This window comes from Bradyrhizobium sp. B117 (genome assembly GCF_038969555.1).
Classification (GTDB): Bacteria; Pseudomonadota; Alphaproteobacteria; order Rhizobiales; family Xanthobacteraceae; genus Bradyrhizobium.
This window is the reverse complement of the sequence record NZ_CP152414.1, coordinates 6,867,424-6,892,966: the sequence shown is the minus strand read 5'-3', so window position 1 is coordinate 6,892,966 and position 25,543 is coordinate 6,867,424. Positions and strand designations below refer to the sequence as shown.

Below are 25,543 nucleotides of genomic sequence, written 5' to 3'. Positions count from 1 at the left end.
ATGCGCCTGAAATCAAACATCTGGGTCTCCGCTTATCTGCGCCGCTGCCAAAACGAGGGCGTGTTCGGCGCGGTGCGCCGCCGTGGCGCCGAGGAGGCGGGCGCAGTGTTCGTCAAGGTGTCGCTGCTCGACGGCAACGCGATGCTCTACGTGCCGGCGCCGCAGACCGTCTATGAGGACGGCCGCCCCGTCGATCGCTTCTTCGTGCCGGTCGCGCAGCAGCCCCTGCCGGAGCACACGATCGAGGAGCGCCTGACCAAGGAGCTCCGCTTCGATCCCGACGCCTGGATCGTCGAGACCGAAGACCGCGCCGGGCGGCATTTTCTGGATTTGGCGAAGACCTAAAGCATGATCCGGAAAAGTGCGCAGCGGTTTTCCGAAAAGATCATGTTCAAACAACAACCTGAAGCGCGATGACGATTCATCCTAATCTCATCGCGCTTTAGCGGTCGGACCCGTCAGTTCCCGTCCGCACCGCCGGCGCGGAGCCGGGCTGCACGCCCGGGCGCGTCTGGCTCGCGCCGGCACGGGCGCGCTGGCGCTCGCCGTCATGCAGCGCGGGCTGGTATTTTGCGCGCGTCACGGCGAGCGTGGAGCCGCGCCAGGCCGCCAGCATCACCAGCGCCGAGCGGTCGCTGAGGCGGTCGTAGAGTCGCGACAGCCGGTACACCTCGTTCACGGAGTTGCCGATCTCCGGCTTGAAGAACAAGAGGATGCGCTGGAAGTTCGGGCTCGGCATGTCGAGCGCGCGCGCGGCGACCGCGAGCGCCTCGCCGCCGGCATCATCGACGATTTGCGCGGCAACGCGCGAGGGCAGGATCAGGCTGTCGCCGAGCTCATAGGTGAAGTTCTCGACGTCATTGGCGATTGCCGCCATCTCCAGGATCTGGATCGCGCGCTTGGCGCGCACGGTCGGGATTCGCGGCGCGGCTTTCAGCGGCGTCTGCGCCAGATTGTGCAGGATCAGCGCGCGCTCGGAGGCGCCGGCGCGGAAGAACATGTCATGGATCTCGGCCGCCTCCTTGGGCTGCATCGCCATGCTGGTGGCCATGCGCGCTTCTGCATCGGTCGGCGCGCGGCTGGGTGAGGGCGCCGATGCCGGCGCGGGGATCTCGCGCGCGAGCGGAACCCTGCGGCCTTCCTGGGTTGCGACCAGCCCGAGCTTCTGCAGGACCGGAACCGGCGTCTGCGGGTAGATCGCGAGCTTCGCCTTGATGGCCGCGCGCGTCGCATCGTCGACCTGGTCGATCAGCCGCGTGGCGAGCTCGACGAATTGCCGCTGCTCGTCGCCGCTGTGGGTGCTTGCCTGAACATAGAGGTCGGTCAGCACGCGCAGCAGCGTCGGACGAACATCGACGCCTTCACGACGTGACAGGGTCATCAGCCCGTCGAATCCGGGAAACAGCGACTTGGTCATGGAGAGGTACGCAACTTGGAAGAGACACTTGGCGCGAACCTAGCGCAGGTTCGTTTAAAGCCTCGTTAAGGAAAACGAGGCGTGAAGCCCGCTCTGCAATTTAAGGCATTATCGTGCCGCAACGGGACGGCGGCGGGGCCGTGTGGTTACGGTCCCGAGGGGCATGTTTACATCCCGTTAACCATGAGCTGATCTTAATGAAGCCATGTTGCAGGGGCGCGTTCGGTCGCGCGGCAATTGAAGAGAGCTGACATGGGGACCATCATCGAATTTCCGGCCGGTCGCCGGGTAGGCTCGTCGGGGGACGCCACACCGCGCACGGACACGGGAACGATCGTGATTCTCCCCGTGATCCGCATCGAGCGCGAGAGCGACGAAACCAGTGGCGATCGCGGGCCGGAGCAGGGCACAGCGCCGGGGCGCCGTCGTCGCCGCCGCTAATCCGGCTGTTGCAATGCCGGAAGCCCCCCGTCAGATCCGCAAAGTCCTATTGCCCATCTTGCTCGCAGGTGTCGGCGCGAGCCTCGCTGCCTGCAGTGGCGGCGATTTCGGCCGCACCCGCGCCGACATGCGCAGCGACGACATGCATCGCTGGCTCGGCGTCGAGGCCACCGGCAGCGTCGGCCTGAACGCTTCGCAATTCCAGCTCACCGACGAGGAACGCCAGCTTCGCGATCTCGCCTATCCCATGATCGAGCCGCCGCTGTCGCGCCCGGCGTGGAAAAGCGTGTTCGGCGACTACAAGCCGCTGCCCTCGCCCTGGCGCCAGAAGATCGTGTTCGACCGCACCATGTACGGTCGCACGCTGATCGACGAGCCGCACCGCTCGCACTCCTCGCGCTATGCGCAGCTGATCGAGGACGTCCGCAACGACATCACCCGCTTCGAGCCGTTCTTCGCCTCCGCGATCCGCGTCATCGACCTCGACAGGAAGCGCGATGCCACCATGCCGCGCGTCTCCGCGCTCTCGCCGCGGGAGAGGGACGATGCGGTCGCGCGCATGCAGGAGAACTCGCTGATCGTGCAATGGGTGCAGCAGTGCCTGGAGCAGCGCGTCTCGTCCTATCGTTGGGCGCTGGAGCGGCTGGTGATCCAGGCGCCCGACGGCATGGCCGCCGATGCCGACCGTCTGATCGGCGAGCTCGCCGCCCAGACCGCCAACCCGCCGGTCATGAGCCAGCCGCCTTACGGCCGCGCGGTCGTGGTGAAGGGCTAGGCGCATTGCGCGCGCCGGCCCGATCAGGCTTTCGCCGCAGCTTCTGCAGCTTCCCCACAAACTCCTTCAGCGCGTCCGACAGCGGGGCCGATGCGCGATAGGCGAGGCCGACCTCGCGCTTCACCTTGACCTCGATCTCGCGCACGGCGACATCAGGATTGCCGCGTGCCACGCCTTCCGGGACGATGGCGATGCCGACGCCGGCCGCGACCAGCGCCATCGCCCAGTCTTCCGACTGCGCGATTGCCGCGGTCTGGCGCCGCTGCGCATTGCGGCCGAAGAATGCGCTCTGCTCGCAATGGCAGCGGTCGATCAGGGGGACGTCGGCGAGATCGGCGGCACGGAGCTTGTCCTTCAGCGTCAGCGGATGCGACGGCGGCAGGGCCGCGACATAGCGCTCGCTCCACAGCGACACGAAATGCTCGTCAGCGCGCAGCATGCTCTTCGCGATGATCCGCGCGTCGGCGCGCTCGTCGCTGCCGACGAGACGAAGAGCGATGTCGCTGCGCGCCGTCAGCGGCTTCAGCAGTGCGATCGTCCGGGGCACGTCAAGCGTGCGCATCAGGCCCAGCGTCACCGTAGTCCTTGACGCAGGTTTCTTGAACAGGCTGCGCGCGGCATCGGCCTCGTCGATGATGCGGCGCGCGAGGACGTGAAACTGCTCCGCCGAGGCGGTCGGCGCGACGCCCTTCTTGTGCCGGATGAACAGGGTGGTGCCGAGCTCGGCCTCCAGATTCGTGATCGCGGTCGAGATCGACGGCTGCGACACGAAGCAGGCGCGCGCCGCCGCGGTCAGGTTGCGCTCGCGATAGACGGCGGCGAAGTAGCGAAGCTCGCGGATATCCATAGGATTGGCCTAGAGATAGCATCAATATTCGATATTTTACCTATGGATTACGTGGTGGCAAGAACGCGCCTGTCACAACAGGCGAGGGTCATCCATGAAAATCCACCATCTCAACACCGGCACGATGTGCCCGGTCGGCCGTCGCCTCGTGAACGGCACCGGCAGCCTGTTCCAGCGTGCGCGTCTGGTCTGCCATTGCCTCCTGCTCGAGACCAATGACGGGCTCGCTCTGGTCGACACCGGCATCGGCCTTGGCGATATCGCCGCACCCGCCCGGCTGGGACGGCGATGGCTGCGGCAGACCGCGCCGAAGCTCGATCCGGTGGAGACGGCGGTGCAGCAGGTGAAAGCGTTGGGCTATTCACCGGCCGACGTGCGTCACGTGCTGCTGACGCATCTCGACCGCGATCACGCCGGCGGCGTGCCCGACTTTCCCCATGCTGCCATCCACGTCCACCGTACCGAATACGACATGGCGGTGCTGCGCCAACCGGCGCCGCCGCAAGGGCGCTACGTCACGGGGCAGTGGAGTCATGGTCCGCGCTGGGCGTTTTACGATGAAGCCGGCGAGGACTGGTTCGGCTTCAAGGGCGTGCGCGCGCTCGGCGACAAGGACGCGGACGTGCTGATGATCCCGCTCGCGGGCCACACGCTCGGCCATTGCGGGATTGCAGTGCGCTCGGGCGACAATTGGCTGCTGCATGCCGGCGACAGCTATTTCCATCACGCCCAGCTCGACGCATCGCCGCGCGTGCCGTTGATGCTCGGCTACTTCCAGCGTAAGGGCGACATGGACCGCAAGATGCGGATCGCCAACCAGGCCCGGCTGCGCGCGCTCAAGCTCAACCACGGTGATCGCGTGAGGATCGTCAATAGCCACGATCCCGCCGATTACGAGCGCTGCCGATGTGGAGCGCATTGAGCGAGCGCCTTGCAGGGCGCGCGCTCGCCACGGTCTCTATCCGCCGGAGCCAGCTTTTTGCTTCAGCAAAAGGCGATCCCTCACCGTCCGCGCGATCGCGGCCGGTGCCTCGTCGGGGATTGCAAAGCAGGAGCTCGCGTTGATCTCGCACAGCACGTAGGTATCGGCGCCTGTCGCATCGCGCGGTCCGTACAGGAAGTCCGCGTCCCAGATCACCGGCAGCGAGCTCTCATCGATGCCGAGCGTCGCCATCATCTGCGGCGTCCATTCATCCTCCATCGCGCGCCGCAGCGCCTGGAATTGCGGCGCATCGGGCCCGTGCATGATGCGTGGGCCGGGCTGGGCTTCGGGCGAGTCCGGTCCCTCCGGCGGCGGCGGGATCAGGGCCTTGATCTTCTGGTGCCCAAAGCCTGCGACCCTGGCGCCGCTCATGTAGCAGCGGATCATGCCGTCGGGCAGGCGGGGTTGAAACGCCTGGTCGATGATGCAGCCGCCCCAGCCGAAATACGGCTCGCAGCGCGCGAGGAGGGCGTCGAGCGGCATGTCCTCAGGCATGCTGCCGCGCTGCGCATGGAGCACGCGAACCATGTCTTGAGTGCCGGGCAACGCCTCCACCTTCCAGACGCCCTGACCGCCATTGCCGCGGTTCTGCTTCAGCACGCGCGGGCCGCTAGCCCGAAGCCGCGCTGGAAACTCTTCGCGGAAGCCGGCGGCCGTGTCGTAGCGATGCGTGTCGGCGCCCCAGCCGAGATGACGCGTCCTGTAGAGCACCTCCTTGACGCCCATTTTCAGGATCACGTCGGGGCGGGCGCTCACCCATGGCCCGCGCGCTGCGACGTCGCGTAGCAGGGCGTCGAGCTCGGCGCGCGTCTTGCCCTGATGGATCGGATCGACCCAGACCAGCACGCCACGGGCGGCGAGCAATCGATCGCGGACCGCGTCAGCGAAAGTTTCGTCGTAGATCACCGGATGCGCTTCGATGCCGAGCGCAGCGAGGGCCTCGAAGACGCGAACGAAGCGGCTGTTCTGCGCTGTCGTGTCGCGACGCGCGGCAGCGTCTCCGCGGGAGAGGATGGCGACGGTTTGACGGGGAGAGAAGTGTCGTTCGGTGTCCATGCGCAAGCTCCACGAATTTGCGTGCTGCGCAGAGCTTGGACCGAGGTCTCATGGGGAGTCTGCATCGTCCCCACACGGATCAGTCTACGAGAATTGCTCGCTGGATTTCAAGAGAGCGTCGGTTCCATCCGGGTGGTGAATTCTTCGTGACGCGCATCCGGCGGTTTCGCGGGATGCTCCGGTTGACAGCCCGGCGGTCCGGGTTTCTACGTTGGGGCATCGGGGATGTGCGATCTCCCCGTGAGGCGACATGCCCAAGCATCGCGTCCTGATGTTCAGTAGGGGCGTAGCATGTCATTTTTTACGATCTCATCCGGCAAATCCTCTCGGCTTACCAATGTGGCACGGCGCGCCAGCGCCTGCGCTGCGCTGATCGGCATCGCCGCCTGCTTCATCGCGGCGGCTCATGCGCAGGACGTCGACTGGCAGAAGGTCGATGAAGCGCTCGGCCGCAAGGCGGCTGTCACCAGCGATGTGCATCGCTACGGCTTCCCGCGCACCGATCTTGCAGTGACGCTCGATGGCGTGACCATCAAGCCCGCGCTGGCGCTCGGCGGCTGGGTCGCGTTCAAGCCCGCGCATGGCGGCGTCATGGCGATGGGTGATCTCGTGCTGCTCGAATCCGAGATCAATCCGGTGATGCTGAAGATGATCGGAAACGGGCTCGCGATCACGGCCGTTCATAACCATCTGCTCGGCGCGAGCCCGGCGACGTTCTACATGCACGTGGCCGGGCATGGCGATCCCCTCAAGATCGCGGCCGCCCTGAAAGACGCGCTCGCCGAAAGCAAGACGCCGCTGTCGCTACCGCCTCCAGCGGCTCCTCCGCCCGCCGTCGATCTCGACACGGCGCAGCTCGATCAGATCATCGGCGTCAAGGGCCAGGCCAATGGCGGCGTCTACCAGTTCAACGTTCCCCGTCGCGATCCGGTCGCGGAAGAAGGCATGCAGCTCAGCCCCGCCGCGCCGCTGGGTCTCGCAACCGGCATCAACTTCCAGCCGACCGGCGGCGGCAAGGCCGCGATCACCGGCGACTTCGTGCTGGCCGGCGACGAGGTCAATCCCGTGATCACGGCGCTGCGCTCGCACGGCATCGCCGTGACGGCGCTTCACAGTCACATGCTGGACGAGCAGCCGCGTCTCTTCTTCATGCACTTCTGGGCCAACGACGACGCGGTCAAGCTGGCGGGCGGCCTGCGCGCCGCGCTCGACAAGACCGCGAGCGCGAAGAACTGATGCGGGGAAGGAACGACGAGGGCTGGCAGGTCGGCGTCGGATTGCAGACAAATGTTCAGGTGCAGAGGAGCGATCCGAACCTATCCTGCCTCGACCACCTCGCCATCCTCTTTCACGAACCTTCCGACAGGATGGTCCAACAGGTCGATGACGGCTTCCGAAGGCCGGCACAATCGCGTGCCCTTCGCCGTCACCACGATCGGTCGGTTGATGAGAATGGGATGCGCCATCATGAAGTCGAGCAGCTCGTCGTCTGTCCATTTGAGGTCCGCAAGGCCGAGCTCCTTGTAGGGGGTGCCCTTCTCGCGCAGCAATGCGCGGACCGGAATGCCCATCGCTGCGATCAACTGTTTGAGCGTGTCGCGGGACGGCGGCGTCTTGAGATATTCGATGACGGTGGGCTCGACACCGCTCTGCCGGATCATCGCGAGCGTGTTGCGCGAGGTTCCGCAATCCGGGTTGTGATAGATCGTGACGCTCATGATCGGGTCTCCGCGATGGCAACCGGGCCGCGCGCCTCGGCGCGCCCGAGCAGCCAGTTCATCAGCAGCATGCCTGCAATGGCCCCGCACAGCTCCGCGACGATGAAGCCGGGAAGGTCGGCCGGCCGAATGCCGGAAAAGGTGTTCGTCAGCGAACGCGCAATCGCGACTGCCGGATTTGCAAACGATGTCGATGCCGTAAACCAATAGGCGGCCGTGATGTAGAGGCCGACCAGCCAGGGAACGGCCGTGCGCTGGAAGCGGATGCCGGCGAGGATGGTGGCGACCAGTCCGAACGCCGCGACGGCTTCCGCGAACCATTGCGCTCCGCCGGTCCGGACCTTCATCGACAGGTCGATCAGGGGATGCGCGAACATCAAATGTGCCGCGATCGTTCCGATCGCGCCGCCGACGATCTGTGCGATGATGTAGAGCACGGCCTCGTTCACCGGCAGCTCGCGCTTGGCGGTGAAGACCAGCGTCACCGCCGGATTGAAATGCGCACCGGAGATCGGACCGAGCACGGTGATCAGGACAACCAGGATGGCGCCGGTCGGCAGGGTGTTGCAGAGCAGCGCAAGCGCGACGTCCTTGGTCAGCGTCTCGGCCATGATGCCGGAGCCGACGACGGTTGCGACGAGAATGCCGGTGCCGAGCGCTTCGGCCGCGAGGCGCCGCGGAAGATCGAAATTGTCCATCAGCCGGCCTTCGGCGTCGGATTTGTCGCGCCATCGGCACGGCCGATCTCGCGCAGTTTGGTGCCGAGCGTGAGCTCGTCGATGCTCCTCAGCGGGAGGTGGACCAGGCCCTTCGGGGCGCTGCCGGCGGAGAATGACTGGAAGCGGCCGGCGCCGTCCTTGCGAAGGATTGACTCGGCGAGGATCGAGCGCGCCGAATTGCCGGTGCACAGGAACAGCACATTGTACATCCGATCAGACACGGGCTTTCCCCTTTCGCTTTGGAGAGCAGCAGGCTTGCAGGCTGTCGACCACCGGCTCGCAGACCTCCGGCCGTCCGCCGCAGCAATCCCGCAGCAGGAAAACCGCGACATCGCGGAATTCGGCGAGGTTGGCGCGGTAGACGATCGAGCGGCTGCGGCGCTCGGAGGTGACGAGGCGCGCGCGCGTCAGGATCGACAGATGAGCCGATAGCGTATTCGGCGGGACTTCCAGCTGACGCGCGAGATCGCCGGCGGCAAGGCCGTCGGGCTCGTGCCTGACCAGCGTCCGGAATGCCTCCAGACGGGTCGACTGGGACAGGGCGGCAAGCGCCAGCACCGCCTCTTCAGTTTCCATATATCCAGATTTATGGAAATATGGGGGGCCGTCAATCTGAAATCCGAAGTGCCTGCAGAGGCTGTTATTTCGAATATTCTAGAAATACGGTTGACGGCGCGGGCGATCGGGTGCATTGTGGAGGCATGAAGATCGCCGACGCAGCAGCACGTTTGGAAGCCCTGGGTAATCAGACCCGGCTTCAGATCTATCGCGCCCTGGTCCGGGCCGGGCATTCGGGCATGCCCGTCGGTCGCTTGCAGGAGAAGCTGAAAATCCCGGCATCGACGCTGTCTCACCACATCAAGTCTCTGGTCGCGGTCGGGCTCGTCAGCCAGGTCCGCGAATCCACGACCCTCGTTTGTCACGCGAACTTCGACGCGATGCGGGGGCTGGTGGATTTCCTGGCGGCGGAGTGCTGTGCGGACGAAGTCGGATGCGCGGGCGCTCAATCGGCGGCCTGATTTTTTTGCTGGCTTATTCGATGATTCTAGAATGATGGGAGTAACGAAATGACGACGGTAGCCATCATCGGGGCAGGGCCTGTCGGCCTCGCAGCGGCCGCGCACGTGCTGGAGCGCGGCATGTCACCCATCGTTTTGGAGGCTGGCCCGGAAGTGGGGCACGCGGTCCGTCAGTGGCAACATGTCCAGCTGTTCTCGCCGTGGGCGTACAACGTCGACAAGGCCGCTGCGCGCATGCTGGCGCCGACGGGATGGAATTCGCCGGACCCTCAGTCCTATCCGACCGGCGGCGAGCTGCTTGACCGATACCTCGCGCCACTCGCAACGCGAACGCCGCTGCGTGAGGCGATCCGGACCTCCAGCCGCGTCACCGCCATCAGCCGCGTCGGCTTCGACAAGGCGAAGACCAGGGGCAGAGCGCAGGCGCCTTTCGAAATCCGCTACCAGAACGGCAAGGGTCCCGAAGTTCTGCGTGCCGACGCCGTCATCGACACCTCAGGCACATGGTTCTCCCCCAATCCCGCCGGCCGCAACGGCTTGCCCGCGATCGGCGAGCCAGAGCGCGGCGACCGCATCGCCTATGGCATGCCGGACGTCCGGGGAGCGGGCCGCTCCCGATATGCCGGCAAGACCGTTGCTGTCCTGGGCGCGGGTCATTCGGCGGTGGGCACATTGATCGATCTCGTTCATCTCGCCGACGAAGTGCCGGGTACGCAGGCCCTCTGGCTTCTGCGCGGCGCCGATCCCGCAAAGGCCTTCGGTGGTGGTCGAAATGACAAGCTCGCTGCGCGCGGCGAGCTTGGCAGCGCCTTCGCTGCACTTGTTGCCGCCGGCAGGATCAAGGTCGAAACAGAGTTCGGCGTCACGCATCTCTCGGACTCCGAAGGTCGCCTCAAGATCGCGGCCGGCTCCTGTTGCGGTGGCCGCAGCGTGGTCGCGGACGAGCTGATCGTATCGACGGGCTTCCGTCCCGACTTCTCGTTTCTTTCCGAACTGCGCCTGCGGCTCGACCCGGCCATCGAGGCGCCGGTCGCCCTCGCGCCGCTCATCGACCCCAACGAGCATAGCTGCGGCACTGTGCGGCCGCACGGCGCGCGCGAACTCTCCCATGACGAGCCAGGTTTCTACCTGGCCGGCATGAAGTCTTATGGCCGAGCGCCGACCTTCCTGATGATGACAGGCTACGAGCAGGTCCGCTCGATTGCGGCGGAGCTTGCTGGCGACAAGGAAGCCGCGACAAGGGTCGAGCTTGTGCTGCCGGAGACCGGCGTCTGTACGCGCGGCGGTGTCGAAACAGCCAGCGCGACGGGTTGCTGCGGCGGCCCGGCGAAGGAGGAGTCGTCAGCCTGTTGTGCCGCTGATGAATCGGCCAAGAAGGCTGGAGCTGCGGGGTGCGGTTGCTCATGAGGCAAGTCCCTGCGGGCCAGGCCCGAGGCCCGCTCGCCGTCGTGCTCGCGCTCGGCACCGCGCAGACGATTGCGTGGGCGTCGAGCTACTATCTCCCTGCGATCCTGGCTGCGCCGATCGCGCGGGACCTCGGTCTCGCGCCGGCTTACGTCTTCGGCGCTCTGTCGGGCGCGCTCGTCATCTCCGGATTGCTCGGCCCACGCGTGGGGCATGCCATCGATACGTTCGGAGGGCGCAGCCTGCTCGCGATCTCGAACCTCGTCTTCGTGGCAGGCTTGCTGCTCCTGTCTGTGGCCCACGGCGTAGCGGTGCTGATCACGGCCTGGATATTGCTCGGGATCGGCATGTGCATGGGCCTCTATGAGGCGGCCTTCGCGACGCTTGCCCGCATCTACGGCACCAATGCGCGGCGAACCATCACAGGCATCACCCTGATCGCCGGCTTCGCCAGCACGCTCGGCTGGCCGCTCACGACGTGGCTGGCCTCCGAGTACGGCTGGCGTGTCGCGTGCCAGGTGTGGGCGATCATCCATATCGCTCTCGCCTTGCCGCTCAATCTGTCGCTGCCGCGCGCCGTCCCATTGGACCAGCAGCCGCGACCGGGCACGGCTGCGAGCCAACGACCTGGACGCCAGAGCGAGACCTTCGCGATGGTGCTGCTGGCTTACATGTTTGCCGCGGCAAGCTTCGTCAGCTCGGGAATCTCGGCCATTCTGCCGACCATGCTGGTTGCGTTCGGTGCGACTCCGGCACAGGCCTTGCTCGCGGGCGCGTTGGTCGGGCCTGCGCAGGTCGGCGCGCGCGTTCTGGAGGCCGGATGGCTCGCGCGGTTTCATCCGCTGCTCTCGGCGAGGCTGGCCATGCTCATGAATCCGATCGGTGTCGTTGCACTGGTCGCGGGCGGCCCGTTGCTCGCGACGACGTTCACGTTGCTGTACGGAGCGGGCAATGGCATCATCACCATTGCCCGTGGTACGCTGCCGTTGGCGCTGTTTGGGCCGGCGGGTTTCGGCAAGCGCGTCGGCATGATCGCGCTGCCTTCCAGAGTAACGGGTGCCGCCGCACCGCTCGCGCTGGGGCTGATGGTCGAGCACATCGGCAGCAGTGCGCTGTGGATCAGCGCGCTCGTTTCGCTCTCGGCCTTCTTTGCGCTCTTGCTGCTTCGTACGGAGCAGGCAACAGCGCCCCTCCAGGTGGGAGAGCAAAATTCCTAAGCTGAGCGGCAGGTCCCTGATTGCGGTGATGTGCATCGGCCAGGTCGGCAATCTGCTGCCGCATGTGACGCTGTCCGCAAACCTGGCCCAGCATCTGATGCCGACGTGGGGTCTTTCGGCAGCCGAAGGCGGTTTGATGGCGAGCGGCTATGCCTTCGGCTACATGCTCGCGGTGCCGGTGCTGACCACGTTGACCGACCGCATCGATGCGCGGCTCGTCCTTCTCTGGGGCTCGATCGTGAGCGGGCTCGCCACGGCAGCTTTCGGCATCTTCGCGCAAGGATTTTGGTCGGGCACGGCGATCTGGTCCTTTGCAGGCCTTGGATTTGCCGGCGCCTACATGCCGGGCCTGAAGGCGCTGACCGACCGGCTTCCCGCCGGCGATACCTCGCGGGCCGTCACGCTGTACACGTCGAGCTTCTCGGTCGGTGTCGGCATCTCGTTCCTGGTGGCGCAACTGATCGCCGATAGCTGGGGATGGCGGGCTGCTTTCCTTGCGACGGGGTTCGGACCTCTCGCAATGGTCCTCGCCTGCCTGCTGATCGACGCGCGGCAGCCCGCGCCGAAAGCGGGGCGTTTGCTCAACTTCGCGCCGGTCTTCGCCAATCGCGAGGCGCTCGGCTATATCCTCGGCTATGGCGCCCACTGTTTCGAGCTGTACGGCATCCGCACCTGGCTGGTCGGGTTCTGGACCTTCGTCGTCGCTCATCAAGGTGCGCCCTCGTGGCTCAGTCCCGTCGTGGTGAGCTTTTGCTTTGCGGTGATTTCGATGCCCGCCAGCATCCTCGGCAACGAGGCCGCACTGAAGTTCGGCCGCCACCGCGCGATCACCATTGTGATGATCGCATCTGCCTGTGTCGCGCTGGTCATCGGACTTAGTTCTACGGCTCCGGCATGGATACTTGCGCTGCTGCTGCTCGTCTACGGCCTGACGGTGCCGGCGGATTCCGGCGCGCTGACGGCGGGCATGTCAGCGGCTGCTGTGTCCGAACATCGCGGTGCAACCCTGGCTTTGCACTCGACAGTCGGCTTCGGCCTGTCTGCACTTGGAGCATGGAGCACCGGCGCAGCGCTCGACATCGCCGGCGGTCCACAGAGCGCGACCGGTTGGCTGCTGGCGTTCATCGTTCTCGCAATTGGGGTCGCGCTAGGTCCGTTCGCGCTGCTGTGGGCGCGGATGGCACACGCGAAGCAGCCCTGATTGCAAGAGCACTGCCCCGACATGAAAACACCCGCGGCGGATTGCTCCACGCGGGTGTGACGAACTCTCGACGATGCCATTATGCCGGTGTTTTGCCCGACGTGTCAAACTGACCGGAAGGCGCTGCCTTTTCAGTTTTAGAGGGGGCAGCTGTGCGGACTTACTGTCGGGCCGCGCCGCTGGCTCCCGGGATCTGTCCGCCGAACTTCGACGAGCCGGTGCCGCTGACGCTCGTCGGCCCGCCTGCGGTCCCGTTCGGGTCGGTCCTGGCCGCAGTCCGGCCGGGGCCGTGCATCATGTTCATTGAGTTGAACCAGCCGTGATGATGATGGCGTTTGGCGCTGTGGGCCGAGGCATAGCCGGTCGAGCAGGCCAGGACGATCGCTAAAGTAAGGGTTGCGGTTTTCATCGGTGTTTCCTCCAGTTGAGGAAACTGCGGAGCCAGGCGACTGTTCCTCAGCTGTTGCGCCGAACTGATGTTTTGCACCGAAACGTCAACGGCTTCGCCGCAAGCACAGGGCATGGGCCGGAAAGCGGCCTTCTACTGTGCATGGGGTTGTTTTCGAAACTTTTGTTTTGAGCTGGCCGAAACGGCCTGCTCAGCGCCGTCCGCGCGGGGCCTCGGCCTTGGCCGGCGGCTCGGTCTGCGGCGCGCAGGTCGCAGTCTGGAGCGAGGCCTGCGCCTGCGGCATCAGGCCGGGCTCGGCGGCGAGCGCCTTCATCACGATCAGGCCGGTGGTGCTGGGGGAGTCGATGATCAGGCGGTCGGCCGCGGTGATCTCCTCGTCCTCGGGCAGCTCGTTGTGCTGCGCTTCCGTCATCAGGTCGAGCTCGATCACCTTCTTGCCGGCCGAGCGGTCGTTGATGGCGTAATAGGCGATCTCGTTGCGGGTGTAGAACGACACCGACGTATAGGCCTGGCTCACCGGCACCGTCAGCTTGAGCGGGCCGCCCGCGAGGTCATAGCGGCAGATCGCGATCGCGAACGCCGGGTCCATGAACGGCATCGGCGAGGTCTGCGGATCGGCGATGGGAAGCTGGGTGACGCCGTTGAGCTTGGTCATCGGCGTCAGCCGCGAATAGGCGTCCTGCGTCGCGATCCGCGGCAGCGCCAGCACGCTGACGAGATGGACCACGAGGCCCAGCACCACGCCCGCGACGATCGTGAACAAGAGGCGGATCATGAGCAGCCCACCGTCTTGATGGTGGGCATCGGCGCGTCGCGCTGGGTGCGCGTGGCAACGCCGACCGGGGTGTCGTAGAGGCGCAGCATCAATGCGTAGCGCTCGATGCCGCCGGTCGGCAGCCAGTTGCCGGCGCGCGAGCGCGAGGCGATACGGATCTCGAACGAGCCGTCGGACGACCGCACGATCTCCTGGCTGGTGAAGCCGTAGCGCTGGAGCGAGTTGGCGACGAGATGGCCCTTGCGGTCATAGAGCGTCAGCGTCCAGAACCGAGCCGGCGGCGTCACGCCGGAGACGACGACGTCGCAGCGGCCGTCGAGCGCCTTCTTCTTGTCGTCGGCGGTCGCGGTGAAGGCGACGCCGTCACCGGTGCCGATCGGCAGCTCGCCGTTGCGCACGATGGTGGCGCGCGAATAGGGATCGACGTCGGCGGTGCCGGTGCGCGGGCGCGCGGTCCAGGGGCCGATCGTCAGCGCGCCAATCTCGGTGCCGCGCGTCGTCGTCATCCAGGTCGCGCCCAGGCCAACCACGGTTGCGAGCAGAAGCGCCGTCAATGTGATCAGGATCAGCCGCACGGACGTCGATCAGTTCTTGCGCGGGCCGGATGCGTTCGCATTCTCTTCCGCATAGTTCTGCGGGAAGGCGAGCGCGCTCGTCGACGGCGACGGCCTGGCCTGCTTGCTGTCGTCGGCCGCAGATTTGTTCGCTGTCTTGGCGGCGTCGTCGAGCAGCTTCTCGACGCGCACCAGGATGTCGGCGCCGCGCTTGGTCAGCACCGGCGGCGGACCGGGCTTGGTCTCCAGCACTTTCGGCGCCGCGCTGGCCTGCGCGTTCGCATCCTTCGGCTGCGGCGGCAGCTTCTGGCCCATGCCGATGCCGGGGATCTCCCGGACCTCAACGCCCTGATGCGCGGCGACCATGATGTCATGCCAGGTCTGCGCCGGCAGCGAGCCGCCGGTCATGCGGTTGGTCGGCGAGTAGTCGTCATTGCCGTACCAGACCGCGCAGGTGAAATTGCCGGTGTAGCCGACGAACCAGGCGTCGCGATACGCATTGGTCGTGCCGGTCTTGCCCGCGGTCGGAATGCCGTCGAGCGCCGCGCGGCGCGCGGTGCCTTCGCTGACGACGTGGCTCATCATGCCCGCCATGTCGGCGGCGATGTTCGGCGGAATGGCCTGTTTCGGCTTCGGCCCGTCGCGGTCCCAGCGCCAGACGAGGTCGCCGGCGCCGGTGCGCACCTCCAGCACCGAATGCGGCGTCACCGACTTGCCGCGGTTGGGGAAGGTCGCGTAGGCGACGGCGTGCTCGATCACGGTGACTTCGTCCGAGCCGATCGGCAGCGACGGCGTGTCGGGCAGGGGAGCCTTGAGGCCGAAGCGGCGCGCGACCTCGACGATCTTGGCGCGGCCGATCTTGGCCGGGTTCGGCGCCTTCGGCTGTTCCTTCTGGCCGATCGCGATCGACAGTTTCACCGGCACGACGTTGATCGAGCGCGTGATCGCCTGTGTCAGCGTGACCGAGCCTGAATAGGAATGGCCATAGTTCTGCGGGCACCAATTGCCGATGCAGACCGGGCCGTCGACCACGACCGAGTTCGGTGTGAAACCGTTCAGGAGGGCGGTGGTGTAGACGTAGGGCTTGAACGACGAACCGGGCTGGCGATAGGCGTCGGTGGCGCGGTTGAACTGGCTCGCGCCGTAGTCGCGGCCGCCGACCATGGCGCGGATGCCGCCGTCGAGATCGGCGACGACGGTTGCAGCTTGCGTCGCGTGATAGTCGCGGCCGAACTGGCGCAGCTGGTTCTCGATCGCGTCTTCCGCGGCCTTCTGCACGTTGGCGTCGATCGCGAGGCGAACGACGAAGACGCGCTCGGTGTAGGATTTCGGGAAAGTGTCGACCAACTTGCGCATCTCGTCGAAGGCGTAGTCGAGATAGTAGTTCGGCGAAGCCTCGTCGCGGCGGTCGACGGCGAAGGCGGGGTTGCGGCGGGCGCCGAACACCTGGCCCTCGGTCATGAAGCCGGCATCGACGAGGTTGTCGAGCACGACGTTGGCGCGGGCGCGGGCGGCGGGCAGGTTGATGTGCGGGGCGTATTTCGTCGGCGCCTTGAACAGGCCGGCGAGCATCGCGGCTTCCGCCAGCGTCACGTCGCGCGCGGACTTGTTGAAATAGAAATGCGCTGCGCCGTCGACGCCGAACGTGCCGCCGCCCATATAGGCGCGGTCCAGATACAGCTTGAGGATCTCGTTCTTGGTCAGCCGCCATTCCAGCCAGACCGCGAGGAACGCTTCGTTGATCTTGCGCTCGATGGTTCGCTCGTTGCTCAGGAACAGGTTCTTGGCGAGCTGCTGGGTGATCGAGGAGCCGCCCTGGCGGACGCCGCCGGCCTGCGCGTTGGTGACGAGCGCGCGGGCGGTGCCGGCGATGTCGATGCCGAAATGGTCGTAGAAGCGGCGGTCCTCGGTTGCGAGCGTCGCCTTGATCAGCACGTCGGGGAAATCTTCCAGCGGGATCGAATCGTTGTGCTTGATGCCGCGGCTGCCGATCGGGTTGCCGTAGCGGTCGAGGAACGACACCGCGAGGTCGGACTTCTTCAGCCAGTCCTCGTCGGCGGTCTCGCGGAAGGCGGGGATGGCGAGCGTGAGCAGCAGCACGAGCCCGCCGAGCCCGAGGGTCGCGGCTTCCGACAGCGGCTCGATGAACACCCAGCGCTTCCACCGCCCGACATAGAAGCGGTCCATGAAGGTCGAGTAGCGCTCATAGAGCTCGCGGATGCCCTTGGCCGAGGAGAACAGCGAGGAGTCGATGCGCGCATCGAGGTCCAGGAAGAAATTCCGGACCTTGCTCTTCCAGTTGGATGGTGTGTTCTGGACCACCTAGAACCCTTGAGGCTCGGTACGATAGCGTTCAAGCACCCGGCCGGGGCGGCGCCGGGACGTCTTGAGGGAATGTTGCGGCAAACCCAAGGCGCCCGGCAAGCGTCCGAGGGACTTGTTGTTCCTTCTAGCCGAGCGGGGCCTATAAACCAATGGTCAGGCTCGCTATTTTGAACAACAGGCCTAATTGACCCCGGGTCATTACGGGCCTTGAGAGGGGCTTGCTTGCAGCAGACCGGCCGCACGCCCTAGATGACGTTAGCCGTAGCTCTTTCGAACCTTGTTGAGGCGCATGACCGCAGCTCCCAAACGACCTTCCGGCCAGGAAGGATTCTTCTGGAAAACCAAGACGTTGGAAGAGATGTCTGGGGAGGAATGGGAAAGCCTGTGCGACGGCTGCGGCCGCTGCTGCCTGAACAAGCTCGAGGACGAGGACACCGGCCAGATCTATTTCACCCATGTCGGCTGCAAGCTGCTCGATGCCGGCACCTGCGCCTGCAAGGACTACCCGAATCGTTCCGACATGGTTCCCGACTGCGTCCGCCTGACCCCGGCCAATGTCCGCACCCTGAACTGGCTGCCGCCGAGCTGCGGCTACAAGCTCGTCGCCGAAGGGCGCGACCTCTATTGGTGGCACCCGCTGGTCTCCGGCGATCCCAATACCGTGCACGAGGCCGGCGTCTCCGTGCGCGGCCGGGTCGAGGGCAGCGAGGAGGACATCCCGGACGAGGAGCTCGAGGACCACATCGTGCAATGGCCGGCTATGCTGCCGAAACGGGCACGCTTGAAGCGACGGCCGAAGGACTGATCCGCCGCAGGCGGGATCACATGTTCGGGATGGCCCCCGTGCGGGATGCACCCATGCGCAGCGGTGCCTGCCTGGGAAGGATTTTGCTCTCTACATTGCCTGCATAGAACGAATCCTTCGCGGCGTTGCGCCGCCCCATCACGTCCGATCGAGATGAACAAGTTCGACCGGCAGAGCAGTTCTGCCGACATCCAGGCGTTGCCCGACGATATCGCCGAAGAGCTGTCCCGCCTTCCGAGCGAGGTCATCAGCGTCGATGACGCGCCGTCCATCTCGCCGCCCGCGGCGCTGACCTCGGACGAGGTCCGCACCATCGTCATCAGCCTGATGCTGACGATGTTTCTGGCCGCGCTCGACCAGACCATCGTCGCGACCGCGCTGCTGACGATCGGGCGTCAGTTCCAGGACGTCTCGAACCTTTCCTGGGTCATCACCGCCTATCTGCTCGCCTCGACCGCGGTTGCGCCGGTGTTCGGGACGCTGAGCGACATCTACGGCCGCAAGGCCATGATCATCACCTCGCTCAGCCTGTTCGTCGCAGGCTCGATCCTGTGCGCGATCGCGCCGAACATGCCGATGCTGATCCTCGCGCGCGGCCTGCAGGGCCTCGGCGGCGGCGGCATCATGCCGGTCGTGCAGACCGTGATCTCCGACGTCGTGAGCCCGCGCGAGCGCGGCCAATACCAGGCCTATTTCTCCAGCGTCTGGATGGTCGGCGGCATTTTGGGCCCGGTGATCGGCGGCGTGTTCGCCGAGCATCTGCACTGGTCGATGATCTTCTGGATCAATCTGCCGCTCACGGCGGCGGCGCTCGCGCTGCTGCTGCCGAAGATGAAGAAGATCCCGGTGTTCCACCGCAAGCGCGAGGTCGACTGGCTCGGCGGCGTGCTGCTGATGGCCTCCGCCGTCGTCTTCATGCTGGTGCTGACCTGGGGCGGCACGCACTACCCGTGGCTGTCGCCGACCGTGCTCGCGATGGTCGGCGGTGCGGTCGCGCTCGCCGTCACCTTCGTCTGGCACGCGCGTCGCGCCGACGAGCCGTTCCTGCCGCTGCCGCTGCTCGGCGGATCGGTCGCGCCTTACGCGTTGGCGGCCGGCGGCTGCGCGCTCGGTGCGATCACTGGGCTCACGGTTCAGCTGCCGCTCTATTACGAGTCCGTCTATCACCTCAGCGCCAGCGAGGCGGGCCTCGCGCTGATTCCGCTTGCGGCGGTCTCGACCTGCGGCGCGGCGATCGCCGGCCGCACCATGGCGCGCGCCAAGCACTACAAGCGCGTCGCCATCATCGGCACGTCCTGGGCCGCGCTGTGCGGCCTCGGCCTCACATTCACGACCTTGCCGCTCTGGGCTCTGCTGACGCTGATGGCCGCGTTCGCCCTCGGCCTCGGCACGACCTTCCCGGTCTGCGTGGTCTCGCTGCAGAATTCGGTCGCCCGTCCGCAAGTCGGCACCATCACCGGCGCGCTGAACTTCTTCCGCTCGCTGATGTCATCATTCACGGTCGCGGCCTTCGCGGCGATCCTGCTGATCGCGCTCGGCGCCGACATTCCGCTCGCCGGAGAGCACCACGCCGCCGGCGGCGTCGTGATTCCCACCGAGGACATGCGGCACGCGTTCCGCTACGTCTTCGGCGCCGCTACAGCGCTGATGGCCGGCGCCGCGTTCTGCCTGATCATGATGGAGGAGCGGCCGCTCGCCGGTCCCTCTGTCACCAAGCATGTAGAGATGGCGGAGTAGGAGACCTAAGCGCGATTAGATTTGGATGAATCGTCATCGCGCTTTAGGCTGTTGTTTGCGCATGATCTTTCCGGAAAACCGCTTCGCACTTTTCCGGATCATGCTTTAGCCGCCGCGATCGGCATAGGGGTCTTCGTCCGAACTGCCCGCGGCGGCCTGCCGTGCTCTTGCCGCAAGATGGCTCTTGAGCCGTGCCAGCGCATCGGCGGACCAATCATGGACATCCGTGACCGCGACCCAGGCATCGACGTAATGCTCGGGCGCATAGACATGGCCAAATCCCATCGGCGTATTGGTTGCGACCGCCATGTCGAGGGCAAGCTGCAGCATCGTCACGATCGGATACCATCGCAGCTCCGGTGAGACGTCCGGCCCGCGCGGCGCGCTCATCCAGGCCGGGGCCCGAAAGGCATCGCGGTAGGCGAAGAACGTGATCGCGTCGCTGGCATATTGCAGGTAGACGATGCGCATCGCTCCCCAGGGCGTATCCGGCGGCACCGTGGGCCCGTTCTGGTTCATGAAGCGCACGATGCGGCTGTCGCGGAATTCCGGGAGCCACGCCGGCGAGCCAGGGTTGCGGTTTGCGGTGACCGAGCGCCAGATGCGGCTCTCGAACGGTGGACCGCTCCACAGCGCGCCGGCGATGGGATCGCCGATCGTCTCGAACAGCTCAGCGGATCTCTCCGAGTTGAGGGCGCCGAGGCTGAGCCCGTGCAGATACAGCTTCGGCCGCTTGTCTTTCGGCAGTGTCGTCCAGTAGCCGTAGATTTCCGCAAACAGAGCGCGCGCGGCCTCCGCGCCGTATTCGGGCTGAAACAGCAGCGACAGCGGGCTATTGAGATAGGAATACTGCATGGCGACGCTGGCGACATTGCCATGGTGGAGATATTCGACCGTGTCCATCGCCGACGGATCGATCCAGCCGGTGCCGGTCGGCGTGATGACGACGAGAACGGCGCGGTCAAAACCGTGCTGCCGCTTGAGCTCGTCGAGCGCAAGCCTTGCGCGGGCTTGCGCCGTGCCGGCGCCGCCGAGACCGACATAAACCCGCACGGGCTCCTGTGCGGCCTGTCCCGTGGCGGCGCTGATCTCGGCCGCGCGCGGGCCCGACGCGATGAAGCGTCGCCCCGTGCGTCCGAGCTCTTTCCATTTCACCAGCGATGCCGCACCTCCCGTTCGATCAGGATCGGTCGGCTGCGGCCGCTCGGGCTCGAACAAGGCGTCGAACTCGCGGAAGGATGAATCGAGCGCGTTGAACGCCGTTCGGATCAGGACATTGTTGGCGATCAACCAGAACAGCAGGCCTGCGACGAGCACGCCGATGACGTTGGCGACCTTCCGGGGGATGACGCGCTCCGTGCGCGCAGCGAGGACGCGAGCGACAAGCGCGAACAGCCGCCCCAGCACCAGCAGCACCACGAACGTGATCAGCGCCACGGCGCAGACCTTGAGTGGATGCGCGGTCTCGACCGGCGGCATCTTCATCACGGTGCGGATCGAGTTCTGCCATTCGGCGGCGCGCCACAGATAGATGACGACGACGATCAGGCAGCCGGTCGCGACCAGCGCATTGGCGCCTGACCTCAGGTGCGGCGAAGGTTCGGGCAGCTCGAGATAGTGCCACAGCCAGCGCCAGAGGTTGCCGGCGAGATAGCCGATCGCAAAGCAGCCGCCGGCGAGGGCGCCTTGCGTGAGATAGCTGCGCGGCACCAGCGTCGGCGTCAGCGCGGCCGCGAAGAACAACGCACCCAGCATGAGCCCGACGCCGGACAGCGAGAGCAATTGTCGCCGAATGAGCCGCGCCAGAGTCATGAAGGCCCCTTCCGATCGCCGCTAACCTCTGTTCGTGTCCGGGAAGCTGCTCTTCCGCGGCAGCAGGATCGTGAATTCCGTGAAATGGCCCGGCTCGGTGGCGACGTCGATCGTGCCGCCATGCTGCTTCACCACGATGTCGTGGCTCATCGACAGCCCGAGGCCGGTGCCTTCGCCGGCCGGCTTGGTGGTGAAGAACGGATTGAACATCTTCGCCTTCACCTCGTCGGGGATGCCGATGCCGTTGTCGCGGATGCGGATCTCGATGCGGTCGCCGCGGTCGCGGGTGGTCGCAGTCACCACCGGCTCGTAACCGGCAGCGCAGTTGTCCGCTTTGCGCCTCGTGACCGCGTAAAATCCGTTCGAGACCAGGTTCAAAAGCACCCGCGTGATCTCCTGCGGGAAGACGTCGGCGGAGCCGGCCGCCGGATCGAGCTCGCGTTTCACCGTCACGTCGAACTGCGGCTTCTCGGCGCGCGCGCCGTGATAGGCGAGATCGAGGCTCTCCTCGACCAGCGCGTTGATGTCGCTCAAGCGGTGCTCGCCGCCGCCCTCACGGGAATGCAGCAGCATGTTCTTGACGATGGAATCGGCGCGCCGTCCGTGCTGCACGACCTTTTGCAGGTTGTCCTTCAAGAGCCCGGTCAGCTCGTCAATCTCGTTGCGGACATCGTCGGCGAGCCGGACCGGTGCCAGCACCTCGTTGAGCTCGTCGGTCAACTCGGACGAGAGCGATGCAAAATTGTTGACGAAGTTGAGCGGGTTCTTGATCTCGTGCGCGATGCCGGCGGTGAGCTGACCGAGCGAGGCGAGCTTCTCGGTCTGGATCAGCCGGTCCTGCGCGGCGCGCAGATCGTTAAGCGATTTGGCGAGCTCCTGCGTGCGGTCCTGCACCTCGTTGAACAGGCGGGTGTTCTCGATCGCGATCACGGCCTGGTCGGCGAAAGTCTTGAGCAGGTTGATCGCCTTCTCCGGAAAATGACCGGCCTCAGGCCGCGTCACGCCGATGGTTCCGATCGCAACGCCGTCGCGCAGCATCGGCACCACGAGAATGCTGCGATAGCCTCGCGTCCGCGCCAGCTCCTTCATGGCCTCCGTGAGATCGGGCTCGTTCTGCATGTCGCTGCGGAACGCGTATTCGCCGCGCGCCGCCACCCGGCTGTGAATGCCTGACGCGGTCAGCGGCGCCGGGAACGAGCTGAGCAATTCCTCATTGCCGGCTTCGTTGTCGGTGCTGAAGGCGGCCAGATGCAGCATGCCGCCGATGACGCGCGTGACGGCGGTGGAATGCCCGCCGACCAGCGCCTTGGCACTGTCGGAGATGGCCTGGAACACCGGCGTGACGTCGGCCGGCGAGGCCGCGATCACCTTGAGGATGTCGGCGGTCGCGGTCTGCCGTTCCAGCGCTTCCCTCGTGGCGTTGAACAGGCTGACATTCTTGATCGCGATCACGGCCTGGTCAGCGAAGGTCTGGAGCAACCTGACATGATGATCATCGAACGTCCCCGTCGCGCGGCGCGTGGCGATGATGACGCCGATCGCCTCGCCCTCGCTCATCAGCGGCGTGAACAGCATGCTGCGATAGCCGCGCGCCCGCGCGATGTCGCGTGCGGCCGGCTCGAGCTCGGTGTCGGGTAGCTGCGCCGCGCTGCCGCCCGCCACGAGCGGGTAGGGCGGGAACTGCGCGAACGCCACCGGAAAGGACGCCTGGAGCACGCGGTCGCCGGCCGGATCGGTCGGCGTGAACGCCGCAAGATGCGCCGCGCCGTCGATATAGCGCAGCACCGCGGTGGAGAAGCCGCCGATCAGGCGGTTGGCATTGGCGGCGATGGCGTCGAATATCGGCTGCACGTCGGAGGGCGAGGCGGCCATCACCTTCAAGATGTCCGCCGTGGCGGTCTGCCGCTCCAGCGTCTGCTGCGTCTCGTTGAACAGCCGCGCATTCTCGATCGCGATCACGGCCTGGTCGGCGAAGGTCTGGAGCAGCTGCACGAGGTCGGGCGCGAATGCGCCGACCTCGGCGCGGGTGACGCTGATCATGCCGACCGGTGCGCCGCGGTTCATCAGCGGCATGAAAAGCACGCTGCGGAAGCCACGCAGCCGCGCGAGATCGCGGTTGAGCTGCGGGACGTCATCGGCTTCGCTGTCGGGAAACTGGATCGTCTCGCCGTCGCGCACCAGCTCGAAGGTCGGAAACTCCGTGATCTTCCGCGGGAACGAGGCCTTCAGCCCCGCGTCCGCCTCCGGGCTCGTCGGCGTATAGGCGACGAGATGCAGCTCGTCGCCGATGAATTGGAGCACGGTGGCGGAGAAGCCGCCGAGCAGGCGTTTCGAGCTGGATGCGATCGCCTCGAACACCGGCCGGGCGTCGGAGGGCGAGGCCGCGATGGTGCGCAGGATCTCGGCGCTGGCGCTCTGGCGGTCGCGCGCGCTCGCAAGCTCGCTGCGCAGCCGGGCGTTCTCGGCAGCGAGCGCATCGGCGACATCGTTGGAAGGGTTGGTCATTCGCAATCCGGCCTGATGCCGCGGCCCGCGCGGCACCAAGGCGGATTATCACATCTTCTGCGGCCGGAGCCAGCGCCCGCAGTGAGACCCGGCCTCACGTACCCGGCCGCGACACCTCGGTCTCCTTGCTGGTGATGAACTCCAGCAGCACGGGGATGCCCTCCTGCGTCTTCTGGATGCCGCGCTTGATCGCGGGGATGATGTCCTCGGGCTTCGTTACCCGCTCGCCATAGCCGCCGAAGGCGCGCGCCATCGCGGCGTAGTCGCCGGAGATGTCGGTCGAGCGATATTTCTCGGTCGAGACCGGCATCACCTTCAGTTCGATCGCCATCGAGAAATTATTCAGCAGGATCGACATGATCGGGATGCGCTCGCGCACCGCGGTCTCGAAATCCATGCCGGTGAAGCCGATGGCCGCGTCACCCCAGACATTGATGCAGAGCTTGTCGGGCTTTGCCAGTTTGGCGCCCATCGCGAGACCCAGGCCATAACCGAGCTGGGTCGTCTTGCCCCAGCCGAGATAGGTGAGGGGCTCGACCGATCTCCAGAACGGCGAGAGCTGGTCGCGCGGGCTGCCGGCATCATGGGTGATGATGGTGTTGTTGATGTCGACGGTGTGTTGCAGGTCCCAGAGCACGCGATAGGGGCTGAGCGGCGCGTCATTGCTGGTCAGCTTCGGCATCCATTTCGCCAGCCATTCCTTGTGCGAGGCCGCGATCTCGGCCGCGACCACGGACGCATCACGATCCGCGGTGACGGTCTTGCCGATCTCCTCCAGCAGCGCGTCGAGCACGAGCCCGGCATCGCCGACGAGGCCGATTTGAGCCTCGACATCCTTGTTGAGATGGTTCGGATCGAGCGTCGAATGGATGATGGTCTTGCCCTTCGGCATCGCGATGCCGAAATTGGTCTCGGTGAAGGAGCAGCCGATGCCGAAGATGACGTCGGCCTCGGCGAGGAATTTCGGGACCGCGCGCGGCACGGCGAGGCCACCGGAGCCGAGCGAGAGCGGATGCGTTTCCGGGAACGACGACTTGCCGCCGAGGCTGGTGGTGACGGGAATAGCGAGCCGCTCGGCGAGCCGTTTCAATTGCGGCCAGGCCTGCGCGTAATGCACGCCCTGGCCGGCATAGATCACCGGCCGTTTCGCAGTCACGAGCAGGTTTGCTGCCTCCTTCACGTGCACAGGATCGGCGCCGTAGCGGGTGCGCAGTACCGGCGTGTAGTTCAGCGGCTCCGGCACCTCCTCGTTCCACATGTCGGAAGGGATCTCGACGATCACAGGGCCGCCGCGGCCGTTCTTGAGTTTCGTGAAGGCGCGGCGGAAGATGTTGGCGACCTCCGCGGCCAGGATGATCGGCTCGGATGATTTCGCGAACGGCTTCATCGCCTCGCTGGAATTGAAGTTCGGCTCGATATGCGAGAGCCGGCGCTGATAGCCCATCGGCAACACCAGCACGGGCACGGACTCGCCGAAGCACTGCGCGACGCCGCCCATCGCATTCTCCGCGCCCGGTCCATGCTGCATGCAGAACGCGCCAATCATGCGTCCCGACGTCACCCGCGAGATCGCATCCGCCATGTGGATACCGACGCGCTCCTGCCGCACCATCACCGGGCGGATCTCGGCCTTGGCCGCGTGCTCGATCAGATGATTGACGGGATAGCCGCAGAGGATCTCGATCCCCTCGCGCCTCATGATTTCCGCAATGGCGGTGCCGAGCTTCATGGCGTCTCTCTCTCTCCCTGGCGAGGCCGGTTGCTCCCGGCTAGTTGAAGAGAGAGGATCAGGAAATGCGGGAAGCGTAAAGCACGCGCGGTGAAC

25 protein-coding genes are annotated in these 25,543 nt (G+C 65.9%); 11 read left to right on the top strand and 14 right to left on the bottom strand.

Annotated features, from left to right (window positions below):
- Complete coding sequence (locus tag AAFG16_RS33495; RefSeq protein WP_283080726.1) at positions 1-345, top strand: DUF1491 family protein; 345 nt, start codon at positions 1-3, stop codon at positions 343-345.
- A 97-nt stretch (positions 346-442) separates the two neighbouring features.
- On the opposite strand, the gene AAFG16_RS33490 is transcribed toward AAFG16_RS33495, so the two are convergent.
- Positions 443-1,417 carry a DUF2336 domain-containing protein gene (locus AAFG16_RS33490; RefSeq protein ID WP_283080725.1) on the bottom strand — a complete coding sequence of 325 codons (975 nt, stop codon included), beginning with the start codon at positions 1,415-1,417 and terminating at the stop codon, positions 443-445.
- Between the two features lie 252 nt (positions 1,418-1,669).
- Between AAFG16_RS33490 and AAFG16_RS33485 the strand changes: the two genes are divergently transcribed.
- Together AAFG16_RS33485 and AAFG16_RS33480 are read left to right on the top strand one after the other, a co-directional pair.
- Positions 1,670-1,858 (top strand): hypothetical protein, encoded by a 189-nt coding sequence (locus AAFG16_RS33485; RefSeq protein ID WP_235539389.1) that lies wholly within the window; start codon positions 1,670-1,672, stop codon positions 1,856-1,858.
- A gap of 13 nt (positions 1,859-1,871) precedes the next feature.
- Entirely contained in the window at positions 1,872-2,633 is a 762-nt protein-coding gene (locus tag AAFG16_RS33480) for a hypothetical protein (RefSeq protein WP_283080724.1), read from the top strand.
- Here AAFG16_RS33480 and AAFG16_RS33475 read toward each other — a convergent pair.
- Positions 2,587-3,480: a LysR family transcriptional regulator gene (locus AAFG16_RS33475; RefSeq protein ID WP_342732188.1), complete on the bottom strand. Its 894-nt coding sequence runs from the start codon at positions 3,478-3,480 to the stop codon at positions 2,587-2,589. The two genes, AAFG16_RS33480 and AAFG16_RS33475, sit on opposite strands and share 47 nt — an antisense overlap.
- 94 nt (positions 3,481-3,574) lie before the next feature.
- Between AAFG16_RS33475 and AAFG16_RS33470 the strand changes: the two genes are divergently transcribed.
- On the top strand, positions 3,575-4,402 hold the full coding sequence (locus tag AAFG16_RS33470) for an MBL fold metallo-hydrolase (RefSeq protein ID WP_342732186.1): 828 nt from the start codon (positions 3,575-3,577) through the stop codon (positions 4,400-4,402).
- Between the two features lie 36 nt (positions 4,403-4,438).
- Here AAFG16_RS33470 and AAFG16_RS33465 read toward each other — a convergent pair whose 3' ends face one another.
- Positions 4,439-5,518 carry a Cj0069 family protein gene (locus AAFG16_RS33465; protein ID WP_342732184.1) on the bottom strand — a complete coding sequence of 360 codons (1,080 nt, stop codon included), beginning with the start codon at positions 5,516-5,518 and terminating at the stop codon, positions 4,439-4,441.
- A gap of 291 nt (positions 5,519-5,809) precedes the next feature.
- Between AAFG16_RS33465 and AAFG16_RS33460 the strand changes: the two genes are divergently transcribed.
- Positions 5,810-6,754, top strand: a complete 945-nt coding sequence (locus tag AAFG16_RS33460) for a DUF1259 domain-containing protein (protein ID WP_342732182.1) — start codon at positions 5,810-5,812, stop codon at positions 6,752-6,754.
- Between the two features lie 80 nt (positions 6,755-6,834).
- Here the strand turns inward: AAFG16_RS33460 and arsC are convergent, their stop codons facing one another.
- From arsC to AAFG16_RS33440, 4 genes are read right to left on the bottom strand one after another with little or no spacing between them, the layout of a single operon-like run.
- Positions 6,835-7,236, bottom strand: coding sequence for an arsenate reductase (glutaredoxin) (gene arsC, locus AAFG16_RS33455; RefSeq protein WP_342732180.1), 402 nt, complete (start codon positions 7,234-7,236; stop codon positions 6,835-6,837).
- A complete protein-coding gene (locus tag AAFG16_RS33450) occupies positions 7,233-7,934 on the bottom strand; it encodes an MIP/aquaporin family protein (protein ID WP_342732178.1) in 702 nt (233 codons plus the stop codon). Before AAFG16_RS33450 ends, arsC begins: the two co-directional genes overlap by 4 nt.
- Complete coding sequence (locus AAFG16_RS33445; protein WP_283080718.1) at positions 7,934-8,176, bottom strand: hypothetical protein; 243 nt, start codon at positions 8,174-8,176, stop codon at positions 7,934-7,936. The genes AAFG16_RS33450 and AAFG16_RS33445 overlap by 1 nt, the downstream gene beginning before the upstream one ends.
- Positions 8,169-8,531, bottom strand: a complete 363-nt coding sequence (locus AAFG16_RS33440; protein ID WP_342732176.1) for a metalloregulator ArsR/SmtB family transcription factor — start codon at positions 8,529-8,531, stop codon at positions 8,169-8,171. Before AAFG16_RS33440 ends, AAFG16_RS33445 begins: the two co-directional genes overlap by 8 nt.
- Positions 8,532-8,656: 125 nt before the next feature.
- Here AAFG16_RS33440 and AAFG16_RS33435 point away from each other — a divergent pair, with 125 nt between their 5' ends.
- The 4 genes from AAFG16_RS33435 to AAFG16_RS33420 are packed head-to-tail and all read left to right on the top strand — an operon-like array spanning position 8,657 to position 12,796.
- Positions 8,657-8,974 (top strand): metalloregulator ArsR/SmtB family transcription factor, encoded by a 318-nt coding sequence (locus AAFG16_RS33435; RefSeq protein ID WP_342732174.1) that lies wholly within the window; start codon positions 8,657-8,659, stop codon positions 8,972-8,974.
- A 48-nt stretch (positions 8,975-9,022) separates the two neighbouring features.
- Entirely contained in the window at positions 9,023-10,381 is a 1,359-nt protein-coding gene (locus AAFG16_RS33430) for an NAD(P)-binding domain-containing protein (protein WP_342732172.1), read from the top strand.
- On the top strand, positions 10,378-11,595 hold the full coding sequence (locus AAFG16_RS33425) for an MFS transporter (protein ID WP_342732170.1): 1,218 nt from the start codon (positions 10,378-10,380) through the stop codon (positions 11,593-11,595). Before AAFG16_RS33430 ends, AAFG16_RS33425 begins: the two co-directional genes overlap by 4 nt.
- Before the next feature lie 28 nt (positions 11,596-11,623).
- Complete coding sequence (locus AAFG16_RS33420) at positions 11,624-12,796, top strand: MFS transporter (RefSeq protein WP_342732168.1); 1,173 nt, start codon at positions 11,624-11,626, stop codon at positions 12,794-12,796.
- Positions 12,797-12,956: 160 nt separating this feature from the next.
- Here the strand turns inward: AAFG16_RS33420 and AAFG16_RS33415 are convergent, their stop codons facing one another.
- The 4 genes from AAFG16_RS33415 to AAFG16_RS33400 all read right to left on the bottom strand — a co-directional run bounded on the left by AAFG16_RS33415 (position 12,957) and on the right by AAFG16_RS33400 (position 16,856).
- On the bottom strand, positions 12,957-13,205 hold the full coding sequence (locus tag AAFG16_RS33415; RefSeq protein WP_283080713.1) for a hypothetical protein: 249 nt from the start codon (positions 13,203-13,205) through the stop codon (positions 12,957-12,959).
- A gap of 190 nt (positions 13,206-13,395) precedes the next feature.
- On the bottom strand, positions 13,396-13,980 hold the full coding sequence (locus AAFG16_RS33410; RefSeq protein ID WP_283080712.1) for a DUF1254 domain-containing protein: 585 nt from the start codon (positions 13,978-13,980) through the stop codon (positions 13,396-13,398).
- The gene (locus AAFG16_RS33405; protein ID WP_027558791.1) at positions 13,977-14,555 is read right to left on the bottom strand and encodes a DUF1214 domain-containing protein; all 579 of its coding nucleotides are present in this window, start codon (positions 14,553-14,555) and stop codon (positions 13,977-13,979) included. The genes AAFG16_RS33410 and AAFG16_RS33405 overlap by 4 nt, the downstream gene beginning before the upstream one ends.
- Before the next feature lie 9 nt (positions 14,556-14,564).
- Positions 14,565-16,856: a PBP1A family penicillin-binding protein gene (locus AAFG16_RS33400; RefSeq protein ID WP_342732162.1), complete on the bottom strand. Its 2,292-nt coding sequence runs from the start codon at positions 16,854-16,856 to the stop codon at positions 14,565-14,567.
- 292 nt (positions 16,857-17,148) lie between these two features.
- Between AAFG16_RS33400 and AAFG16_RS33395 the strand changes: the two genes are divergently transcribed.
- Positions 17,149-17,664, top strand: a complete 516-nt coding sequence (locus AAFG16_RS33395; protein WP_342732160.1) for a YcgN family cysteine cluster protein — start codon at positions 17,149-17,151, stop codon at positions 17,662-17,664.
- 153 nt (positions 17,665-17,817) lie between these two features.
- Positions 17,818-19,401 carry an MDR family MFS transporter gene (locus AAFG16_RS33390; RefSeq protein WP_342732158.1) on the top strand — a complete coding sequence of 528 codons (1,584 nt, stop codon included), beginning with the start codon at positions 17,818-17,820 and terminating at the stop codon, positions 19,399-19,401.
- Between the two features lie 105 nt (positions 19,402-19,506).
- On the opposite strand, the gene AAFG16_RS33385 is transcribed toward AAFG16_RS33390, so the two are convergent.
- From AAFG16_RS33385 to AAFG16_RS33375, 3 genes are all read right to left on the bottom strand, one after another.
- Positions 19,507-21,213: an alpha/beta-hydrolase family protein gene (locus tag AAFG16_RS33385; RefSeq protein WP_342732156.1), complete on the bottom strand. Its 1,707-nt coding sequence runs from the start codon at positions 21,211-21,213 to the stop codon at positions 19,507-19,509.
- 21 nt (positions 21,214-21,234) lie between these two features.
- On the bottom strand, positions 21,235-23,718 hold the full coding sequence (locus tag AAFG16_RS33380; protein WP_342732154.1) for a GAF domain-containing protein: 2,484 nt from the start codon (positions 23,716-23,718) through the stop codon (positions 21,235-21,237).
- A 94-nt stretch (positions 23,719-23,812) separates the two neighbouring features.
- On the bottom strand, positions 23,813-25,447 hold the full coding sequence (locus tag AAFG16_RS33375; RefSeq protein WP_342732152.1) for a thiamine pyrophosphate-requiring protein: 1,635 nt from the start codon (positions 25,445-25,447) through the stop codon (positions 23,813-23,815).
- Positions 25,448-25,543: the final 96 nt, after the last annotated feature.

Coding starts and splice junctions, on each gene's coding strand:
- AAFG16_RS33495 (WP_283080726.1), top strand. CDS start 1: ATGCGCCTGAAATCAAACATCTGGGTCTCCGCTTATCTGCGCCGCTGC.
- AAFG16_RS33490 (WP_283080725.1), bottom strand. CDS start 1,417: ATGACCAAGTCGCTGTTTCCCGGATTCGACGGGCTGATGACCCTGTCA.
- AAFG16_RS33485 (WP_235539389.1), top strand. CDS start 1,670: ATGGGGACCATCATCGAATTTCCGGCCGGTCGCCGGGTAGGCTCGTCG.
- AAFG16_RS33480 (WP_283080724.1), top strand. CDS start 1,872: ATGCCGGAAGCCCCCCGTCAGATCCGCAAAGTCCTATTGCCCATCTTG.
- AAFG16_RS33475 (WP_342732188.1), bottom strand. CDS start 3,480: ATGGATATCCGCGAGCTTCGCTACTTCGCCGCCGTCTATCGCGAGCGC.
- AAFG16_RS33470 (WP_342732186.1), top strand. CDS start 3,575: ATGAAAATCCACCATCTCAACACCGGCACGATGTGCCCGGTCGGCCGT.
- AAFG16_RS33465 (WP_342732184.1), bottom strand. CDS start 5,518: ATGGACACCGAACGACACTTCTCTCCCCGTCAAACCGTCGCCATCCTC.
- AAFG16_RS33460 (WP_342732182.1), top strand. CDS start 5,810: ATGTCATTTTTTACGATCTCATCCGGCAAATCCTCTCGGCTTACCAAT.
- arsC (WP_342732180.1), bottom strand. CDS start 7,236: ATGAGCGTCACGATCTATCACAACCCGGATTGCGGAACCTCGCGCAAC.
- AAFG16_RS33450 (WP_342732178.1), bottom strand. CDS start 7,934: ATGGACAATTTCGATCTTCCGCGGCGCCTCGCGGCCGAAGCGCTCGGC.
- AAFG16_RS33440 (WP_342732176.1), bottom strand. CDS start 8,531: ATGGAAACTGAAGAGGCGGTGCTGGCGCTTGCCGCCCTGTCCCAGTCG.
- AAFG16_RS33435 (WP_342732174.1), top strand. CDS start 8,657: ATGAAGATCGCCGACGCAGCAGCACGTTTGGAAGCCCTGGGTAATCAG.
- AAFG16_RS33430 (WP_342732172.1), top strand. CDS start 9,023: ATGACGACGGTAGCCATCATCGGGGCAGGGCCTGTCGGCCTCGCAGCG.
- AAFG16_RS33425 (WP_342732170.1), top strand. CDS start 10,378: ATGAGGCAAGTCCCTGCGGGCCAGGCCCGAGGCCCGCTCGCCGTCGTG.
- AAFG16_RS33420 (WP_342732168.1), top strand. CDS start 11,624: ATGTGCATCGGCCAGGTCGGCAATCTGCTGCCGCATGTGACGCTGTCC.
- AAFG16_RS33415 (WP_283080713.1), bottom strand. CDS start 13,205: ATGAAAACCGCAACCCTTACTTTAGCGATCGTCCTGGCCTGCTCGACC.
- AAFG16_RS33410 (WP_283080712.1), bottom strand. CDS start 13,980: ATGATCCGCCTCTTGTTCACGATCGTCGCGGGCGTGGTGCTGGGCCTC.
- AAFG16_RS33395 (WP_342732160.1), top strand. CDS start 17,149: ATGACCGCAGCTCCCAAACGACCTTCCGGCCAGGAAGGATTCTTCTGG.
- AAFG16_RS33390 (WP_342732158.1), top strand. CDS start 17,818: ATGAACAAGTTCGACCGGCAGAGCAGTTCTGCCGACATCCAGGCGTTG.
- AAFG16_RS33385 (WP_342732156.1), bottom strand. CDS start 21,213: ATGACTCTGGCGCGGCTCATTCGGCGACAATTGCTCTCGCTGTCCGGC.
- AAFG16_RS33380 (WP_342732154.1), bottom strand. CDS start 23,718: ATGACCAACCCTTCCAACGATGTCGCCGATGCGCTCGCTGCCGAGAAC.
- AAFG16_RS33375 (WP_342732152.1), bottom strand. CDS start 25,447: ATGAAGCTCGGCACCGCCATTGCGGAAATCATGAGGCGCGAGGGGATC.